The organism is Brevundimonas sp. Soil_N_31 (genome assembly GCF_057655995.1).
The window spans coordinates 134,531-152,585 of the sequence record NZ_JBDGLE010000006.1 but is presented as its reverse complement, the minus strand read 5'-3'; the positions used below and the strand labels follow the sequence as shown (position 1 = coordinate 152,585).

Annotated in this window: 14 protein-coding genes, 1 tRNA gene and 1 riboswitch; of the genes, 9 read left to right on the top strand and 6 right to left on the bottom strand. The window is 68.8% G+C overall.

Features of this window, described 5'->3' with window-relative positions:
• Nucleotides 1-52: 52 nt before the first annotated feature.
• A complete protein-coding gene (locus AC3A3G_RS11590; RefSeq protein WP_200166288.1) occupies nt 53-643 on the bottom strand; it encodes a manganese efflux pump MntP in 591 nt (196 codons plus the stop codon).
• A gap of 4 nt (nt 644-647) precedes the next feature.
• A riboswitch (yybP-ykoY riboswitch) is annotated at nt 648-823 on the bottom strand.
• A gap of 118 nt (nt 824-941) precedes the next feature.
• Between AC3A3G_RS11590 and rlmN the strand changes: the two genes are divergently transcribed.
• From rlmN to AC3A3G_RS11575, 3 genes are all read left to right on the top strand, one after another.
• Entirely contained in the window at nt 942-2,105 is a 1,164-nt protein-coding gene (rlmN, locus tag AC3A3G_RS11585) for a dual-specificity RNA methyltransferase RlmN (RefSeq protein WP_200166290.1), read from the top strand.
• A gap of 131 nt (nt 2,106-2,236) precedes the next feature.
• Nucleotides 2,237-2,680, top strand: coding sequence for a DUF350 domain-containing protein (locus tag AC3A3G_RS11580; RefSeq protein ID WP_003166326.1), 444 nt, complete (start codon nt 2,237-2,239; stop codon nt 2,678-2,680).
• Nucleotides 2,681-2,690: 10 nt separating this feature from the next.
• Nucleotides 2,691-3,515, top strand: coding sequence for a S1 family peptidase (locus AC3A3G_RS11575; RefSeq protein WP_088410597.1), 825 nt, complete (start codon nt 2,691-2,693; stop codon nt 3,513-3,515).
• A 160-nt stretch (nt 3,516-3,675) separates the two neighbouring features.
• Here AC3A3G_RS11575 and AC3A3G_RS11570 read toward each other — a convergent pair whose 3' ends face one another.
• Entirely contained in the window at nt 3,676-6,531 is a 2,856-nt protein-coding gene (locus AC3A3G_RS11570) for a M16 family metallopeptidase (protein ID WP_487488247.1), read from the bottom strand.
• Between the two features lie 106 nt (nt 6,532-6,637).
• Nucleotides 6,638-7,513 (bottom strand): isoaspartyl peptidase/L-asparaginase family protein, encoded by an 876-nt coding sequence (locus AC3A3G_RS11565; protein ID WP_487488246.1) that lies wholly within the window; start codon nt 7,511-7,513, stop codon nt 6,638-6,640.
• A 107-nt stretch (nt 7,514-7,620) separates the two neighbouring features.
• On the opposite strand from AC3A3G_RS11565, the gene AC3A3G_RS11560 reads away from it, so the two are divergent.
• Nucleotides 7,621-8,622, top strand: a complete 1,002-nt coding sequence (locus AC3A3G_RS11560) for an NADPH:quinone oxidoreductase family protein (protein WP_487488245.1) — start codon at nt 7,621-7,623, stop codon at nt 8,620-8,622.
• A 2-nt stretch (nt 8,623-8,624) separates the two neighbouring features.
• Here the strand turns inward: AC3A3G_RS11560 and AC3A3G_RS11555 are convergent, their stop codons facing one another.
• Nucleotides 8,625-9,029 carry a YkvA family protein gene (locus AC3A3G_RS11555; RefSeq protein WP_125900359.1) on the bottom strand — a complete coding sequence of 135 codons (405 nt, stop codon included), beginning with the start codon at nt 9,027-9,029 and terminating at the stop codon, nt 8,625-8,627.
• A 54-nt stretch (nt 9,030-9,083) separates the two neighbouring features.
• Here AC3A3G_RS11555 and AC3A3G_RS11550 point away from each other — a divergent pair, with 54 nt between their 5' ends.
• The gene (locus tag AC3A3G_RS11550) at nt 9,084-9,866 is read left to right on the top strand and encodes an SDR family oxidoreductase (RefSeq protein ID WP_087141363.1); all 783 of its coding nucleotides are present in this window, start codon (nt 9,084-9,086) and stop codon (nt 9,864-9,866) included.
• A 271-nt stretch (nt 9,867-10,137) separates the two neighbouring features.
• Nucleotides 10,138-10,212 (top strand) — tRNA-Gly (locus AC3A3G_RS11545).
• Between the two features lie 240 nt (nt 10,213-10,452).
• Here the strand turns inward: AC3A3G_RS11545 and AC3A3G_RS11540 are convergent.
• Entirely contained in the window at nt 10,453-11,559 is a 1,107-nt protein-coding gene (locus tag AC3A3G_RS11540; protein WP_487488244.1) for a phytase, read from the bottom strand.
• A 253-nt stretch (nt 11,560-11,812) separates the two neighbouring features.
• On the opposite strand from AC3A3G_RS11540, the gene AC3A3G_RS11535 reads away from it, so the two are divergent.
• The 3 genes from AC3A3G_RS11535 to AC3A3G_RS11525 all read left to right on the top strand — a co-directional run bounded on the left by AC3A3G_RS11535 (nt 11,813) and on the right by AC3A3G_RS11525 (nt 17,472).
• On the top strand, nt 11,813-14,617 hold the full coding sequence (locus AC3A3G_RS11535) for a TonB-dependent receptor (protein WP_487488243.1): 2,805 nt from the start codon (nt 11,813-11,815) through the stop codon (nt 14,615-14,617).
• A gap of 201 nt (nt 14,618-14,818) precedes the next feature.
• Entirely contained in the window at nt 14,819-16,240 is a 1,422-nt protein-coding gene (gene lpdA / locus AC3A3G_RS11530; protein ID WP_368923409.1) for a dihydrolipoyl dehydrogenase, read from the top strand.
• A 149-nt stretch (nt 16,241-16,389) separates the two neighbouring features.
• Nucleotides 16,390-17,472 carry a DUF5694 domain-containing protein gene (locus AC3A3G_RS11525; protein ID WP_487488242.1) on the top strand — a complete coding sequence of 361 codons (1,083 nt, stop codon included), beginning with the start codon at nt 16,390-16,392 and terminating at the stop codon, nt 17,470-17,472.
• Here the strand turns inward: AC3A3G_RS11525 and AC3A3G_RS11520 are convergent.
• On the bottom strand, nt 17,447-18,022 hold the full coding sequence (locus tag AC3A3G_RS11520) for a GNAT family N-acetyltransferase (protein ID WP_487488241.1): 576 nt from the start codon (nt 18,020-18,022) through the stop codon (nt 17,447-17,449). The two genes, AC3A3G_RS11525 and AC3A3G_RS11520, sit on opposite strands and share 26 nt — an antisense overlap.
• Nucleotides 18,023-18,055 lie beyond the last annotated feature (33 nt).

The window sequence follows — 18,055 nt, the reverse complement described above, 5'->3', positions numbered from 1 at the left end:
AACGAGCGACGAGGCGCGATGATCTCTCCGAACGTTCCGCCGAGCAAGCGGTTCAGCCCGCCAGAACGCCCAGATGCTCCAGCAGGATCTTCAGGCCCAGCGCGATCAGGGCCACGCCGCCGATCAGTTCGACGATCTTGCCCAGCCGCGCGCCCGCCGCCTTGCCGACCAGCAGGCCCAGGGTCGCCAGGGCGAAGGTGGTGAAGCCGATGCAGGCGGCGATCAGCCAGATGTTGGCGTCCAGCAGGGCCAGGCCGACCCCCACGGCGCCGGCGTCGATCGAGGTGCCGACGGCGGTGGCGACCAGGGCCAGCAACCCGCGCGACGCGGCCTTGCCGCCGGCGTCAGCCGCCTCGACGGTTTCTTCGTCGCGCTTCAGCGCCTCCCAGATCATCTTGGCCCCGACCGCGCCCAGCAGGCCGAAGGCGATCCAGTGATCGATCGCCGCGACGAAGCCGGCGGCCGCCACGCCCAGGGCGAAGCCGATCAGGGGGGTGATGGCCTCGATCACGCCGAACACCAGGCCCGAGCGCAGGGCCTGGGACACCGTCGGCCGGTGCTGGGCGCCGCGCCCGATGGCGGCGGCGAAGGCGTCGGCGGACATGCTGACGGACAGGACGGCGATGGCGACGGGGGACATCATGGGAAAACACACTCGGCCGGACGCATGACAGCACGCTCCACGCGCGGGCCGGCCCCGCAGGTGCAGCATGCTGGTCTCGCTAGGCGGAGGTGATCCGCTGGTCGCGCCATGCCCCTGAATGACAGGAGGCAAGTGTGTTGACGCGACCCCGGCTGGGATATGCCGGAAGCTACTCCCCAACGGCCGCCCCTCTAACGCCTCGTTCCGAGTCTATCAACCCGCGCATGGCCAAAGGCGACAAGACGCCCCATCTGTGCTAGACGCCGCCGCTTCATTCTTCGCCGCAGGACATCCGCCCTTGAGCATTTCGCTCGATCTCTCGCGCGCCAGCGCCCCGGTAAAAGCGCCCGTCAACCTCAGCGGTCTGACGCGCGACGAGCTGCGCCAGGCCCTGATCGACGCCGAAATCTGTCCGCCTGAAAAGGCCAAGATGCGCGCCTCCCAGGTTTGGCGCTGGATTCACCACTACGGCGTCACTGACTTCGACCTGATGAGCGACGTGGGCAAGGACACGCGCGCCAAGCTGGCCGAGGCCTTCACCCTGGCCCGTCCCGAGATCGTCGAGCGTCAGGTGTCGAAGGACGGCACGCGCAAATGGCTGATCCGCACGGCGCCGGGCATCGAGATCGAGACCGTCTACATTCCCGACGTGGGTCGGGCGGGCGCCCTGTGCGTCTCGTCCCAGGTCGGCTGCACCCTGAACTGCACCTTCTGCCACACCGGCACGCAGAAACTGGTCCGCAACCTGACCACGGCCGAGATCGTGGCCCAGGTCCAGGTGGCCCGCGACGACCTGGACGAGTGGCCCTCGCCCAAGGAAGACCGCCGCCTGTCGAACATCGTCTTCATGGGCATGGGCGAGCCGCTCTACAATCTGGACCACGTCGCCAACGCCATCGACATCATCTCGGACAATGAGGGCATCGCCCTGTCGCGGCGCCGGATCACCGTGTCGACCTCAGGCGTCGTGCCGCAGTTGAACGCCCTGGGCGAGCGCACGGCGTCCATGCTGGCCATCAGCCTGCACGCCACCAACGACCCCTTGCGCGACCAGCTGGTGCCGTTGAACAAGAAGTATCCGCTGGATCAGCTGATGGCGGCCATCCGCGCCTATCCCGGCCTGTCCAACGCGCGCCGGGTGACGTTCGAATACGTCATGCTGAAGGGCGTCAACGACAGCCCGGCCGAGGCGCGCGCTCTGATCAAGCTGATCGAGGGCATTCCGTCCAAGGTGAACCTGATCCCGTTCAACCCCTGGCCGGGCACGGACTATCAGTGCTCGGACTGGAAGACGATCGAGACCTTCGCCGCCATCCTCAACAAGGCCGGCTACGCCTCGCCGATCCGCACCCCGCGCGGCCGCGACATCCTGGCCGCCTGCGGCCAGCTGAAGTCCGAGAGCGAGAAGCTGCGGGCCAGCGCGCGGATCAAGGCGGAACGCGAAGAGGCTGACGCGGCCTGAGACGCCCACCGTCCGGCTGGACGCTTTGTCCGCCGACTGTGGCGCGGGCGCCCTAGCGGAAGGGCCAAGCTTTCGGGCAAGGGTGTTTTGGTTTCGTTCCCCTTCAGGCTGGGAGGCTAGGGTTCGTCGTCATGGAGACCTCGTCGTTGCCGGGCGTGCTGTCGACGCCTGAACTCCAGGCGTTTGCGACGGGCTTTCCGATCCTGATGCTGCACCTGGCCGTGACCTTCGGCCTGCTGGCGGCGGGGGCGGCGGTCTATGCGCTGCTGACGCCGTGGCGCGAGATCGCCCTGATCCGCCAGGGCAATCCGGCCGCCGCCGTGGCCTTTTCCGGGGTGCTGGTGGGCCTGGCCATTCCGCTGGCGGTGTCCCTGTCGGTGTCGACCTCGATCCGCGACATCGCCATCTGGGGCGTGGCGACGGTGGTGCTGCAACTGCTGGCTTTCCGCGTCGTCGACTTCCTGCTGCACGGCTTGCCGCAACGGATAGAGAAGGGCGAGACCTCCGCCGCCGTGGTCCTGGCCGGGGCCAAGCTGTCGACCGCCTTGATCCTGGCGGCCGCCCTGACGGGTTGAGGGGGCGGCCTTGCGCTTTCCCCACCTTCCCGACTGGACCATCTACGCCGCCGTCATCGGGGTGATCCTGATTGCGTCCCTGAACCGGGGCGAGCGGGCTGATGCGCCGCACGACTTCCATGCCGAAGAACCGACAGGGCCGTTGCTGGGGCCGATCACCCCCTTTGATCCGTCCGTCACGGTCGACACCTCGGACGAGCATGAGCCGGTGTCGGGCACGGCCTTCTCCATCGCCGGGGACGGGCGCTGGATCACTGCGCGCCACGTGGTCGAGGGCTGCCGCAAGCCGGCCCTGGTGATCGACAAGACCCGCGCCCTGGCCGCCGACGTGCGCCTGGCCGCGCGGGCGGACGTGGCCCTGCTACTGACCGACGGCGGGCCGCCCGCCCTGCCGATCGCGCCCCAGGCGCCGCTCTACAAGGGCCAGCGCGCCTTCCACCCCGGCTTCCCCCAGGGGCGGCCGGGCGAGGTGGCCTCGCGCCTGATCGGCCGCGAGACGCTGAAGATACGCGGTCACCGCTCCTATGACGAGCCGGTGCTGGCCTGGGCCGAAGCCGGCCGCACGCGCGGGCTGAAGGGCACCTTGTCGGGACTGTCCGGGGCGCCGGTGCTGGATCGTCGCGGGCGGGTGCTGGGCGTGACCATCGCCGAGTCGCCGCGGCGCGGCCGTATCTACACCACGGCGCCCGACACCTTCGTCCCCACGGTTGGCGCCCAGCAGCGCGCCGATGAGGCCGCCCTGGGCCAGGCGGTGACGACCCAGAACTACGGCGCCGTCTCCGATCGCCTGCGTCAGGATCTGCGCGTCGCCCAGGTGGTCTGCCTGACGACGTGAGCGAATGATTTTCCTCCCTGTTCGCGAAGCGGACGGGGAGGTGGATCGGCGGCGTAGCCGGCGAGACGGAGGGGCCGCTTGGTTCCGCCGTCCTAGCCCCTCCACCGCTTTCGCGGTCCCCCTCCCCATTTGCATGGGGAGGAAAAGATCGCCCCGCGCCCTACTTCAGCGTCGCGCTGTCCAGATTGAGTTCGGTCAGCGGGATGACCTCGACGTTCGGATACTTGGCCCGCAGGCCGTCGATGAACTTCGAGGCGTCGCCGACCACGACCAGGCTGGCTCGGTCGGTCGGCAGGTGCTCGGCGAAGGCGGCCTCGACCTGCTGCGGCGTGACCGCGCGGACGCGTCCGGCGTAGTCGGCCAGGTCGCTCATCGGCAGGTCGTAGAGGGCCAGGTTGGCGACCAGGCCGCCCAGGCCGTCGACCGTCTCCAGCGAGCGGCCGAAGGCGCCGATCAGGGTGGCGCGGCGCGGAGCCAGTTCGGTCTCGGTCGCCGGGGCGTCGCCCAGCTTGCCGATCTCGGCCAGCATCAGCTCGACCACTTCGGTCGCCGACTCGTTCTTGGTCTGGGTCGAGGCGGTGAAGACGCCCGCGTCCGCCCGCGCGCCGAGAGACGATCCGGCGCCGTAGGACAGGCCCTTCTCGATGCGGATCTTCTGGTTCAGCCGCGAGGAATAGCCGCCGCCCAGCAGGGTGTTGCCGACCGTCAGCGGGAAGAAGTCGGCGTCGGTGCGGCTGACGCCGCGAATGGCGGCGACGACCGCCGCCTGGCCGGCGCCCGGCTGGTCGATGACGACGACGCGCGGGGCCAGGGCCTGACCCGCCTTGTCGATGGCGGCCGGCGCCGGACCGGCGTCGCGCCAGTCGCCGAAGGCCTCGTCCGCCAGGGCGCGGGCCTCGGCCGGGGTCACGTCGCCCGAGAAGACCAGGGTCGCCTGCGACGGGCGGAAGCGGTCGGAGTGGAACACCGCCACGTCATCGCGCGTCAGGGCGGGGATGCTGTTCACCGTGCCCGAGCCCGGCGCGCCGTAGGGGGCGTCGCCGTAGATCACGCGGCCCACCGACTGGGAGGCGATGGAGCCCGGCTGGCTCAGCGCCACGCGCAGGCCGTCCAGGGTCTGGGACTGCTGACGCTCCAGCTCCTCGGCGGCGAAGGTCGGGTTGCGCACCAGATCGGCCATCAGGGTCAGGGTCCGGCCGAACACGTCCTTGGGCGCATTGGCGTAGATATTGGTGAAGTCGGCGCCCGCGCCCGCGCCGATGCTGGCGCCCAGCTGCTCGATGGCGGTGGCGATTTCCGGCGCCGCCTTGGTCGTCGTGCCCTGGGTCAGCAGGGCGGCGGTCATGGAGGCCACCCCCGGCTTGCCCGCCGGATCATGGGCCGAACCGGCGTTGAGGTTCAGCCGCGCCGAAACCAGCGGCAGCCCCTGCGTCGGGGCGACCAGCACGCGCAGGCCGTTGTCCAGACGGAAGTCGGCGATGGCCGGGGTGGCGGGCGACACTTCCGCCCCCGGCTGGGGCAGGCGGGCGCGCTCGGCTTCCGGCAGCAGGACCGCGACCGGGCCGGCCGGGGCCAGGGCGGCGACCGTGACGGGGGCGTCGACGTTCTTCTTCTGCTCGCTGGGCGCGTTGGCGTCGTCGGCGGGCAGGTAGTTGATGGTGATCTGGCGCTGCGGCGTCAGATAGCGGCGGGCCACGCGCTGCACGTCGGCGGCGGTGACGGCCTGGATCTCGGCGATCTCGCGGTCGGCGGCGGTGGCGTCGCCGGTCATGATCAGGGCCATGCCCAGGGTGGTGGCGCGGTCGTCGATGCTTTCACGCCCGCGCAGGGCGTCGGCGACCAGCTCGTTCTTGGCCTCGGCCAGTTCGGCGGCGGTGACGGGCTCGTCGCGCAGGCGCGCGATCTCGGCCTCCAGCGCGGCCTTGCCGGTCTCGACCGTCTCGCCGCCCGCCATGATGGCGTAGGCGGCCAGATTGCCCGCCTGCTGGGCGAAGTCGGGGCTGGAGCCGATCGAGGCGGCGATCTGCTTGTCATAAACCAGCGAGCGGTACAGGCGGCTGCTCTCGCCGGTCGACAGGATGCCGTCCAGCACCGTCAGGGCCGCGCGGTCGGCGTCCTTGTAGGCCACGGTGTTCCAGGCCAGGGCGACGGCGGGCAGGGGCACGTTCGGCGCATAATAGGTGGCGGTGCGCGGGCCGGTCGGCTCGGGCTCCTTCACATCATTGGCGGGCATGGGCGTCGCCGGACGCTTCAGCGGGGCGAAGTATTCGTCGACCCAGCCGTCCAGTTGCGCCTGATCGAAATTGCCCGCCACGATCAGCATGGCGTTGTCCGGCCGGTAGTAGGTGGCGTGGAAACGCAGCACGTCGTCCAGGGTCGCGGCGTCCAGCTCCTCGATCGAGCCGATGCCGGGGCGGCGATAGGGGTGGTCCTGGTAGATGGTCTCGGGCGTGAACAGGCCGAACAGACGGCCGTAGGGGCTGGCCAGGATGCGCTGGCGGTATTCCTCCTTCACCACGTCGCGCTCGGAGGCGAAATTGGCCTCATCGACGACCAGCGAGCCCATGCGGTCGGCCTCGGCGAACAGGATGCGCTGAAGGTGGTTGGCCGGGACGACCTCGTAATAGGCGGTCACGTCGTCGGCGGTGAAGGCGTTGTTGAAGCCGCCGACGTCCTCGGTCAGACGGTCGAACGTCTCGGACGGCATGTTCTTCGTCGCCTTGAACAACAGGTGCTCGAACAGGTGGGCGAAGCCCGAACGGCCCGCCGGATCGTCCTTGGACCCCACGCGATACCAGACCTGGACCGTGACGTTGGAGGTCGAGGCGTCGCGCGCCGTATAGACCTCCATGCCGTTGGCCAGCACCCGCTTGGCGAAGCCCAGCGGCGGCACCTCGACCCCGCCCTGGGCGGCAGACGCGGCGGCGGGCGGCGCCTTGGCCCAGGCCGGGGCGGCGGCGGGCAGGCCGAGCAGCAGCGCCGAGGCGCAGGCGGTCAGGATCAGGCGTTTCTTCATGAGGGGCGGCTTTCCAACGCCCGCAGTCGAAGAAACGGGCGCTGAAAGCCTAGCAGGGCGAAGAGCCGCCGCGCACCTTACGGAGATGTAATGAAACGGGGAGCCGTTACCGCCCGAATACCTCGACGCCGATGCCGCCGTCGGTCGCCAGCCAGGCGCGCTTCATGCCCTGGCTGTTGTAGGGCTGGGCGATGTTCCCTTCGCGGTCCAGGGCGATCAGGCCGCCGTCGCCGCCCAGGGCGCCGATGCGGTCGATGACGGCTTGCGACGCCTCGGCCAGCGACTGACCGGCGGCCACGCCGATGGCGGTGCGCGCGGCGGCGGCGACGCGGATGAAATACTCGCCCTGGCCGGTGCAGGAGATGGCGGCGTGCTCGTCGGCCCAGGTTCCGGCGGCGGGGATGGGGGTGTCGCCGACGCGGCCCGGCATCTTGCCGAACACGCCCGCCGTCGAGGTGGCGGCGGCCAGGCGGCCCTGGCTGTCCAGCACGCAGCAGCCGACGGTGCCGTGGCTCAGGCCACTGGGCGGATGGTTGTCCTCGCCCTGACCGGCGCGGGTGTACCAGGCCTCGGGGTCTTCGACGCGCGCCAGACCCTGTTCGGCGGCGAAGCGGGCGGCGCCGTTCCCGGCCAGCATGACGTGGGGGGTGCGGTCCATCACCGCGCGGGCGGCGACGACTGGGTTGCGGAATCCTTGCAGGGCGGCGACGGCCCCGGCCTTGCCGGTGACGCCGTCCATCAGGCTGGCGTCCAGCTCATAGTCGCCCGCCAGATTGGGCGAGGCGCCGCGCCCGGCGACATAGAGGCCCGAATCCTCCAGCATGACGACCGCCTCGACCGCTACATCCAGCGCCGAGGCCCCGGCGTCCAGCCGCGCCTTCATCGCCTCGACGACTTCGCGCATGTGCACCACCTCCGCGTCATAGTTGCGCTCGCGCCGGGCGCCGGCGCCGCCGTGAAGGATGAGGGCGGTTTTCGCCATGATCGTCTCCTTGCCTCGTTTGGCCTCTTTGCATCCGGCCGTGCGCTGATTAGCGTCGTGATCGTGTCGGCGCCAAGGCCGATGGGGGATAGCTGAAAAGAGTTCCTATGCGTGCAGTCCTGTCCAAGGCCCCCGGCGGCCCGGAATCGCTCGTCGTCGAGGAGGTCATGGACCCCACGCCCGGTCCGGGCGAGGTGGTGATCGAGGTCAAGGCTGTGGGCGTCAACTATCCCGACGCCCTGATCATCGCCGACAAATACCAGTTCAAGCCCGAGCGCCCCTTCGCGCCGGGGGCCGAGGTCGCGGGCGTGGTCGACGCCGTCGGCGAGGGGGTGAAGGGCGTGTTCCGGGGCGACCGCGTCGTCGCCGTGCCCGGCTGGGGCGGCATGGTCGAACGGCTGAAGGTCAAGGCCGAGACCCTGATCCCCATCCCCGACGGCATGGACTATGAGACCGCCGCCGCCTTCATCATGACCTACGGCACCAGCTATTACGCCCTGAAGGACCGGGCGCAGTTGCAGCCGGGCGAGACCCTGCTGGTGCTGGGCGCGGCGGGGGGCGTCGGCGCCGCCGCCGTCGAGCTGGGCAAGGCGATGGGCGCGCGCGTGGTCGCCGCCGCCTCGACCAACGACAAGGTCGAGTTCGCGCTGGAGCTGGGCGCGGACAATGGCCTGATCTACCCCTCCGGTCCGATGGACAAGGCGGCCCAGAAGGAGCTGTCGGGCGAGTTCAAGCTGTCGACCGGCCGCGACGGCGCCGATGTGGTGTTCGACGGGGTGGGCGGCGATTACGCCGAGCCGGCCCTGCGCGCGATGGACTGGAACGGCCGCTATCTGGTGGTGGGCTTCCCGGCGGGGATTCCGTCCCTGCCGCTGAACCTGACCCTGCTGAAGTCGGTGGCGGTGGTCGGCGTCTTCTGGGGCGCCGCCGTCGCCCGCGATCCCAAGGCCCACGCCGCCAACATGGCCGAGCTGATGCAGCTCTACGCCGAGGGCAAGATCAAGCCGCGCGTCAGCCGCACCTTCCCGCTGGAACGCGCCCATGAGGCCATTCAGGCCCTCAGCGACCGCTCGGCCGTCGGCAAGATCGTGGTGAAGGTGGAGGACTAGGTCTAGCCCTCGTCTTCCCGCAGCCGCTTCAACGCCTGCGCCGCCTGATCGTGGTGGCGGGGCTTGAGGTGGGCGCCCAGGGTGGCCAGCACCGCCGCGATCACCGCCGCGTCGTCGGTGAAGCCGATGCCGGCGAAGATGTCGGGAATGGCGTCCACCGGCATGACGAAATAGGCCAGCGCCCCCAGGATCAGCCCCTTGGCCGCCAGCGGCGTCTTGGGATCCTGGGCGGCGTACCAGGCGGCCATCGCCTGTCCGGCGAAGGGGATGCGGGCGGCGGTGCGCCGCATCTTGGGCCAGAAGCCCTTGCGCACGCGCATCTCGTTCACCTTCTGCACGGCGGGAACCAGAGCCTTTTCAGGATTGATGGCGTCATCGGGCGACACCCCGTTGGTCTTTGCGGTCATGGCCGCTAAATCCTCGCACGAGCACTCGGTTCAATCGAATATAGGACGACTTTCATGAAACTCGACGCTTCGATCGCAGCAGTGGTGACGGGCGGGGCTTCGGGCCTCGGCGAAGGCACGGCGCGCGCCCTGGCGGCCAAGGGCGTCAAGGTCGCCCTGTTCGACCTGAACGAAGAGCGCGGCGAGGTCATCGCCCAGGAGATCGGCGGCGTCTTCTGCAAGGTGGACGTGACCTCGGACGACAGCGTCGCCGCCGGCTTCGCCAAGGCCCGCGCCGCCCACGGCCAGGAACGCCTGACCGTCAACTGCGCCGGCATCGCCACCGGCCAGAAGACCGTCAGCCGCAAGCGTGAGACCGGCGAGATCCGCGCCCATGACATGGCGCAGTTCGAGCGTACCGTCTCGATCAACCTGTTCGGCACCTTCCGCGTCCTGTCGCAGTCGGCGGCGGGCATGGTCACGCTGGAGCCGATGGACGACGGCGAGCGCGGCCTGATCGTCAACACCGCCTCGGTGGCGGCCCAGGACGGCCAGATCGGCCAGGCGGCCTATTCGGCGTCCAAGGGCGGCGTCTACGCCATGACCCTGCCCGTCGCGCGCGACCTGATGAACGAGGGCGTGCGGGTCAACACCATCCTGCCGGGCATCATGTGGACGCCGATGATGGCGGGCATGGACCAGAAGGTGCAGGACGCCCTGGCCGCCATGATCCCCTTCCCCAAGCGCCTGGGCACGCCGGCCGACTACGCCGCCCTGGCCCTGCATCTGGCGGAGAACACCTACATCAACGGCGAGTGCATCCGTCTGGACGGGGCGATCCGCCTGGCGCCTCGCTAAGGCGAGGAGCGGAAGGCCGCTAACGCTCGCCGCGCGGCGGCTCGCTGCTTGAGCGGGCGGGGCGCGTAGCGGCGGCAGCAGCTGCGCTTTGAAGCGGCCTCCGAGGCGTCCGCGCGGGCGTTTCGGGGGCCGTTTTCGTGTGAAGTTTCAGGGCTATTCGAAAAAAATCGACGGATTGGACGAAAATCGAAAAAGGGGCTTGCGCGATCCGAAGTCGGTCCGCTATACGCCCCTTCCTCGACGGGGAGCAGCACATCGCTCCCAACGGAGTGCGGGCGTAGCTCAGGGGTAGAGCATCACCTTGCCAAGGTGAGGGTCGGGCGTTCGAATCGCCTCGCCCGCTCCAGTCGAAAGGGAAAACGGGGTCCGGCCGCAAGGTCGGGCCCCGTTTCCTTTTGCGCTCAGACCTGTGACGTCCTTCGATACTCAAGTATCGTCACCCTCGGGCTTGTCCCGAGGGGCCAGGGTTGCTCCAGGCTTCGATGAAGGGGGTTCGAGCGAGAGCTCTTGAACGATCTTTCAGGTGCGTCTGCAATCTGGCCTAGCCCCTCGGGACAAGCCCGAGGGTGACGAGTGGGGTTCAACCCTACAGCCCCAGCGCGGCGCGGATGTCCCGCCAGTCGACGTATTTGAAGTTCTGGGTTCCGGTGTCGTTGACGTCGTCCTGGATCACCACCAGGCCCTCGGGGAAGGGGCCGACCGGACCGCCCAGAGCGGCCAGGCCGTCGGTGCCCGTCACCCCGTCGACCGTCCCGTCCACGACCACGAAGCGGCCCTCGTATTGCGGCGCAGCGCCGTCGATGCGCCAGACGGGGAAGGTCGAGTCGCCCTGGCTGGAGGCGATCAGATAACGTGCGGCGCCGTCGGTCAGCGTCGTCAGCCCTTCGGCGTCGGCGACCAGCAGCCCCGGCGCGACCGGCTGGACCAGGGTGCGCGTCCCGCCCGAGGCCGGGTCGAGGCCGTAGCGCCACAGGCCGACGTTCTCCTCGTTGACGTACAGGGCGTCGGTCGCCGGATCGGCGGCGCAGCCTTCGGAGATGGAGCCGATCTCGGCGCGGCGGACCAACTGTGCGGCGGGGCGGCCGTCGGGTCCGGCGGCGACGATGAACTGACGCAGCTCGCCCTCATGGCCGACCAGGACGGCGTGAACCTCTTCGCCGCGCCGGGCGAAGCAGAAGCCGTAGGGCTCGACCACGTCGGTGGCGATGGAGCCCCAGTAGCGCACCTTGTTGTCGCCGGTCCCGGCCGGGTCGAACAGGTAGAGGGCGACGCCGGTGCGGCCCGGCGTGCGGTCGCTGGCCCCGATCAGCAACTGCGGGCGGCCGTCGAGGCTCAGGCCCTCGACCACGTCGACGTTGTTCAACAGCCCCTCGGGCATGAACTGCAGGATGGCCCCGTCGAAGCCATAGACGTAGAGGCCCGCCTTCTTGTCGGTGCCGACGACGAAGCCGGGGGTCTGGACGCCGCCGATGGTAACGGGGGTCTTGAAAGCCCAGACGGCGGGATCGTCGGCCGCGTCGTCGCCGACCGTGCCGACCGAGGGCGTCTCCAGCACGGCGCGCACGGGCGCGCCCTGGCCGACGAAGCCGCCGCCCTCGCCCTGATAGTCCACCTCATGCCCGGCGCAGGCGGCCAGAAGCAGGGCGGGGGCCAGAAGGCCGGCGAGCGAACGCAGGGGCAGGGAGGCGAGCATGAGCGGGGCTTTCCGTCCGAATGAGGAATGTCCGCCCGAAACACGCGCGCGACCGAGCGGTCAACGGCGCCGCCGCGACGGTTCGGCGATGGTTCGACAACGGATGATCCGGGTCGGGACGAACTGTCGTCATCCCGTGTTCCGCTCGCAGATTCCTTTTCGTGAAACCGTCGCGGCCGCGTCGTCGCGGCGCATTAGCCATCCCGCCAGATCCGGGCCGCCAGAAGCGGCGCCGGCCTTCGGGGATATGGACATGAAGCTTAGACTTCTTCTCAGCGCGGCGAGCCTGCCGCTGGTTTTCGCTGTCGCCGCCCAAGCTGCCGACGTTGCGGTTGACGCCGCTCCGGCCGTCGCGGCCGCCCCGGCGGGCGACGGCCTGATCGGCCGTGTCGTCAACGCCGACGGTTCGCCCCTGCCGGGCGCCGAGATCATCGACCGCGTCAGCGGCCGCCGCGCCGTCAGCAACAGCCAGGGCGAGTTCAACCTGGGCGGCGTCTCGGGCCAGCTCACGCTGGAAGCGCGCTACATCGGCCTGCCGACCGCGACCCAGACGGTCGCCGCCGCGCCGGGCCGCCTGACCTCGGTCACGGTCATGATGGGCTCGGGCGATGCGGTCGCCGTGGCCGACGTCATCGTCAACGGCGTCATCACCGAGGGCGTGGCCCGCTCGCTGAACCAGCAGAAGAACGCCGATGGCGTGATCAACGTCCTGTCGGCCGACGCCATCGGCCGCTACCCCGACCCGAACGTGGCGGAATCGCTGCAGCGCGTGCCGGGCATCGCCATCCAGCGCGACCAGGGCGAGGGCCGCTACATCAACGTGCGCGGCGCGCCGTCGGCCTTCACCGCCGTGTCGGTGGACGGGGTGACGGTTCCGGCCGTCGATCCGGGCACGCGCGCGGTCGACCTGGACACCCTGCCCAGCGACATCGTCTCCAACATCGAGATCTCCAAGACCCTGCTGCCGAGCCAGGACGCCGACTCCATCGCCGGCGCCGTCAACATCAAGACCCGCTCGCCCTTCGACCAGCGTCGCCTGGCCGTCAGCGGCTATGCCGGCGGCAGCTACAACGACTACGGCGGCGAGGACATCCGTGCGGGCGCCACGGCGTCGAACGTCTTCGGCGCGGACCAGACCTTCGGCGGCCTGCTGTCCTACTCCTACTCCAAGACCAACCGCCGCCCCGACAACGTCGAGTCAGGCTGGACCAAGATGGAGACCCCCGAAGGCGGCGAAGTGTTCGCCCTCGAGGAAAGCCTGTTCAAGGACTACGACACCGAGCGCACGCGTCAGTCGATCAACGGCTCGCTGGAGTTCCGCCCGTCGGACGCCTATCGCGCCTGGGTCCGCGGCTCGTTCGCCCAGTTCGAGGACGACGAATACCGCAACCAACTGCTGCTGACCTATGACGAGGACAATCTTCAGGCCGGTGCGACCGACCGCAAGGCGACCTTCGACGAGGTGACGGTCGAGCGCCAGCTGCGCCACCGCACCCAGAAGAACGAGATCCTGACCCTGACGACCGGGGCCGAGCGCATCTTCGGCAACGGCGCCGTGTGGGACGCCAACATCTCCTGGGCCAGCAGCGAGCAGACCTATCCGAACCGCAACGAGCTGCTGTTCCGGTCGCGGGCCAAGCCGTCGGTCACCTATGACTTCACCGGCGATCACTATCAGCCGACCTATTCGATCTTCACGACCGGCGAACACATGGATGCGGCGCAATACCGCTTCCGCGAGAACGCCTTCCGTTCCAGCACGACCGAGCAGGAAGAGCTGACCTTCCAGACCAATTTCGAGCTGCCCTCGGTCATCGGCGGCCGGGAAGTCACCTGGAAGTTCGGCGGCAAATACCGCACCCGCGACGTCTCGGCCGACGAGGACCGCTTCCGCAGCCGTGACGCCGCCCATGCGCCGTCGCAGTCCTACGCCGACCTACTGACGGGCTCGGACTCGCGCAACTACGACTATCTGCTGGGCAAGAAGTTCAACAACGGCCTGGTGGACGACTACTTCGGCCAGATGCGCCCGCTGTCGCCGATCCGTCCGGCGGATTCCATCGCGGCGGACTACACCGCCAAGGAAGACATTCTGTCGGCCTACGCCCAGGGTCGCCTCGACGTCGGCGCGACCAACATCATCTTCGGCCTGCGCGTCGAGAACACCAAGTTCGAGGGCGAGGCCGCCAGCCTGATCGATAACGACGGCACCAAGCCCTATGACATGGCGCGGGTCGATCGCGACGACACCGAGTTCTTCCCCAACCTGACGGTCCGCCACAGCTTCTCGGACAATCTGATCGGCCGTTTCGCCATGACGCGCTCGATCTCGCGCCCCGAGTTCAACCAGATCGTCCCGCGCCGCATCGAGCAGACCGACGGCTCCAAGGTGTCTTATGAGATCGGCAATCCGGACCTGCAACCGACTCTGTCGAACAACGTCGACTTCGGCCTGGAATACTACTTCGCCTCCCTGGGCGTGGTGTCGGCCAACGCCTTCTACAAGGATCTGACCGACTATCGTTATATCCTGAACTTTGGCGACGAGTTCGCGGCCTATGAGACTCCCATCAACGCCCCGAACGGCCATCTGATGGGGCTGGAGCTGAACTGGCAGCAGAAGTTCAGCTTCCTGCCGGGCTGGGCCTCGGGCTTCGGCGTCTTCGCCAACTACACCTGGACCGACGCCGAGATCGAAACGGCCCAGGCCTATGGCGGCCGCAACAAGTTCTCGCTGCCGGGCCAGTCGGAGAACAACTACAACCTGGCGCTCTTCTATGAGATGGCCGGCTTCAGCGCCCGCCTCAGCTACACCAAGCGCAGCGACTATCTGGAAGAGATCAACGCCGACGATCCCGACTTCGACCTGTTCGTCGAGGGCCGCGAGCAGCTGGACTTCACCGCCTCCTACGACTTCGGCAACGGGGTCGAGGTGTTCGGCGAGGCCAAGAACCTGACCGACTCGGCGGGCGTCCGCTACTACGGCTCGCGCGAGCGGACCTATGAGTACGAGAAGTTCGGCTACAACGTCTTCATGGGCGTCCGCTTCAAATACTGATCGGCCGCTGAGGCGACACGGAGGGCCGGGCGGCGACGCCTGGCCCTTTTGCCTTGCGGCTTTGGGCCGCTTTGCCTTTGGTCGGCATGGCCCCGGGCGCAAACCGGGCCTATATGGAGCCTGGCGGTTGACCCCGCCGGGGTCGGCGCTAGTGTCCGCGCCGTTTCCCGAACCCTGCGCCAGACCGATCAGAGGACTTCCATGGCCGACGCTTCCCAGACCTACGACGTGGTGATCATCGGGGGCGGGCCGGGCGGCTACAACGCCGCCATTCGCGCCGGCCAACTGGGCCTCAAGGTCGCCTGCGTCGAGATGCGCTCGACCCTGGGCGGCACCTGCCTGAACGTCGGCTGCATGCCCTCCAAGGCCCTGCTGCACGCTTCGGAACTGTATGAGGCCGCGGGCAAGGACTTCGCCGGCATCGGCATCGAGGTGAAACCCAAGCTGAACCTGGGCCAGATGCACAAGGCCAAGGACGACAGCGTCGAGGCCCTGACCAAGGGCATCGAATTCCTGTTCAAGAAGAACAAGGTCGACTGGCTGAAGGGCCGCGGCCGCATCGCCGGCCATGACGGGACTTTGGGCAAGGTCGAGGTCGAGGCCGCCGACGGCTCGAAGGCGACCTATGACGCCAAGAACATCATCATCGCCACCGGCTCCGAGCCGACCCCGCTGCCGGGCGTCGCCTTCGAAGAGGGCAAGGTCATCGACTCGACCGGCGCCCTGTTCCTGCCCAAGGTGCCCAAGCACATGATCGTCATCGGCGCGGGCGTGATCGGCCTGGAGCTGGGCTCGGTCTGGCGCCGCCTGGGCGCCGAAGTCACTGTCGTCGAATATCTGGACAAGGTCGGCGCCGGCATGGACGCCGAGGTCGCCACCGCCTTCCAGCGCGGCATGGCCAAACAGGGCATGACCTTCCGTATGGGGACCAAGGTCACCGGCGCCAAGTCGGTCAAGGACGGCGTCGAGCTGACGGTCGAGCCCGCCGCTGGCGGCGCCGCTGAAACGATCAAGGGCGACGTCGTCCTGGTCGCCATCGGCCGTCGTCCCTACACCGAGGGCCTGGGCCTGGAGACGGTCGGCGTCACGCCGGACCAGCGCGGCTTCGTCGGCCACGACCACTTCAAGACCTCGGCGCCGGGCGTCTGGGTCATCGGCGACGTGACCCACGGCCCGATGCTGGCCCACAAGGCCGAGGAAGACGCCGTCGCCACGGTCGAGCTGATCGCCGGCAAGCCGGGCCACGTCGACTACGACCTGGTTCCGTCGGTCATCTACACCACGCCGGAAGTGGCCTGGGTCGGCAAGACCGAGGAGCAGCTGAAGGCCGCGGGCGTCAACTACAAGAAGGGCAAGTTCCCCTTCGCCGCCAACAGCCGCGCCAAGATCAACCACGAGACCGACGGCTTCGTGAAGGTGCTGGCCGATGCGACGACCGACAAGCTGCTGGGCGTCCACATCTATGGTCCGCAGGCCGGCGAACTGATCAGCGAAGCGACCATGACCATGGCGTTCGGCGGCTCGTCCGAAGACATCGCCCGCACCTGCCACCCGCACCCGACCCGCGCTGAAGCCGTACGCCAGGCGGCCATGGGCGTCGAAGGCTGGACCATGCAGGCCTAAGCCTCACCGGCTTCCAGACCGCGATCAGAACGGCGCGCTCCGCACGGGGCGCGCCGTTTTCGTCTGGGGCGGATTGCGGAAACTTAACTTGTCGGGACGCGGCCCCGCCCGCAGCTTCGCTACGGTTTCGCGAGAACGAGGGTGAGGCGATGCGTCTGGGAATCTGGCTGGCGGCGGCGTGGGTGGCGATCGGTTCGGCCGCCTCGGCGCAGGCGTATCGGCCCTCGTTTCACCCCGACCAGCTGAAGGGACCGCCGGCAGGCGCCCTCAATGAGGTGCTGGTGCTGGGTTCGCCGCACCTGTCCAGCCTGCCGGACAGCTTCCGTCCCGAGCAGCTGGAGCCCTTGCTGGCGCGGCTGGAAGCCTGGCGTCCGACCGCAGTCGCCATCGAAAACCTGTCCGGCCTGCAGTGCGACGCCATGCGGCGCTATCCCTCGCGCTACGCCGAGTCGGTCGCAACCTACTGCTATGATCCGAGCGCCGAGGGGCAGGCCCTGGGCCTGGACGTGCCTGCGGCCAACGCCGAGGCCGAACGCCTGCTGGCGGACTGGCCCGCTGCTCCGACGGCGGCCCAGCGGCGACGGCTGGCGAGCCTCTTCCTCGCGGCGGGCGAGCCGTCCTCGGCCCTGGTGCAGTGGCTGCGGCTGCCTGAGGGCGAGCGCCAGGCTCAGGACGGCCTGACGGCGGATATGGCGGCCAAGCTGAACCGGCGCATGACGCGCAAGAACGAGTCCGATCTGCTGGCCGCCGTCCTGGCGGCGCGGCTGGGCCAGGAGCGTCTGTGGGCGGTGGATGACCACACGGCGGACTCCGCCACCCGTCCCGAAGAAGAGGCGGCGCAGGCCAAGGCGATCATGGCGGCCTGGGACAATCCCTATGTCCAGGCGCGCAAGGACATGGATCAGCCCCTGTTTGAAAACCTGGCTCAGGCTGACGGTCTGTTGAACATCTACCGCGCCTACAACACGCCGGAGGCGCAGATGCTCGCCTATCGTTCTGACTTCGGCGCGACCCACGTCGAGCCGTCGCCCGAGGCGTTCGGACGACGCTACCTGGGCTATTGGGAGACCCGCAACCTGCGCATGGTCGCCAATATGCGCGACGTGCTGGGGCGCTATCCGGGCACGCGGATGCTGACCATCGTGGGCGCCTCGCACAAGGGCTACTACGAGGCCTATCTGGACCAGATGCACGACGTGCGGCTGGTCAGTTCGGACGAGGTGCTGCGTTAGCGGCGGCCCACTCCGCAGCCAGCACGGCGTAGATGAATTCGTCGCCCCAGACGCCGTTGAACCGGTCGTTCTGGATCAGGTGCGCCTCGCGCCGAAAGCGCAGCCGTTCGACCACGCCGATGGAGCCGCGATTATCGGCGTCTAGTCGAGCGAATATGCGGTGCATGCCAAGCGTGGCGAAACCGGCGGCGACCAAGGCGCCGACGGCCTCGGTTGCGTAACCCTGCCCGTTGAAGTCGGGATTGAAGATGTAGCCGACTTCGGCCTGGAGCGCGCTCAGGCTGGCGAGTTTGAGCAAGACCTCGCCCAACAAGGCGTTGTCCGTTCGGCGCGAGACCGCCAACCGCATGACATCGCCGTCCTTGGCGAATGCGGGAAGGGTTGCGGCGGTGAAGGCGGCGCGCGCCTCCTCGGCGCCGGGCGGCGCGGCGTAGAGAAAACGATAGACCTCGGGGCGAGCGTGGTAGTCGCGATAGGCCTCAAAATCGTCCGCACGGAAGGGGCGAAGCGACAGGCGTCGGGTTTCGATCGGTAGGGGCGGAAGCGACATAGGAGCCTTGTTTGGGCGGTCGGGCTTCGTACA

Excerpts from the sequence above, each read along its gene's own strand:
- AC3A3G_RS11590 (WP_200166288.1), bottom strand. The coding sequence starts at position 643 with ATGATGTCCCCCGTCGCCATCGCCGTCCTGTCCGTCAGCATGTCCGCC.
- AC3A3G_RS11580 (WP_003166326.1), top strand. The coding sequence starts at position 2,237 with ATGGAGACCTCGTCGTTGCCGGGCGTGCTGTCGACGCCTGAACTCCAG.
- AC3A3G_RS11570 (WP_487488247.1), bottom strand. The coding sequence starts at position 6,531 with ATGAAGAAACGCCTGATCCTGACCGCCTGCGCCTCGGCGCTGCTGCTC.
- AC3A3G_RS11565 (WP_487488246.1), bottom strand. The coding sequence starts at position 7,513 with ATGGCGAAAACCGCCCTCATCCTTCACGGCGGCGCCGGCGCCCGGCGC.
- AC3A3G_RS11560 (WP_487488245.1), top strand. The coding sequence starts at position 7,621 with ATGCGTGCAGTCCTGTCCAAGGCCCCCGGCGGCCCGGAATCGCTCGTC.
- AC3A3G_RS11555 (WP_125900359.1), bottom strand. The coding sequence starts at position 9,029 with ATGACCGCAAAGACCAACGGGGTGTCGCCCGATGACGCCATCAATCCT.
- AC3A3G_RS11550 (WP_087141363.1), top strand. The coding sequence starts at position 9,084 with ATGAAACTCGACGCTTCGATCGCAGCAGTGGTGACGGGCGGGGCTTCG.
- AC3A3G_RS11540 (WP_487488244.1), bottom strand. The coding sequence starts at position 11,559 with ATGCTCGCCTCCCTGCCCCTGCGTTCGCTCGCCGGCCTTCTGGCCCCC.
- AC3A3G_RS11535 (WP_487488243.1), top strand. The coding sequence starts at position 11,813 with ATGAAGCTTAGACTTCTTCTCAGCGCGGCGAGCCTGCCGCTGGTTTTC.
- lpdA (WP_368923409.1), top strand. The coding sequence starts at position 14,819 with ATGGCCGACGCTTCCCAGACCTACGACGTGGTGATCATCGGGGGCGGG.
- AC3A3G_RS11525 (WP_487488242.1), top strand. The coding sequence starts at position 16,390 with ATGCGTCTGGGAATCTGGCTGGCGGCGGCGTGGGTGGCGATCGGTTCG.
- AC3A3G_RS11520 (WP_487488241.1), bottom strand. The coding sequence starts at position 18,022 with ATGTCGCTTCCGCCCCTACCGATCGAAACCCGACGCCTGTCGCTTCGC.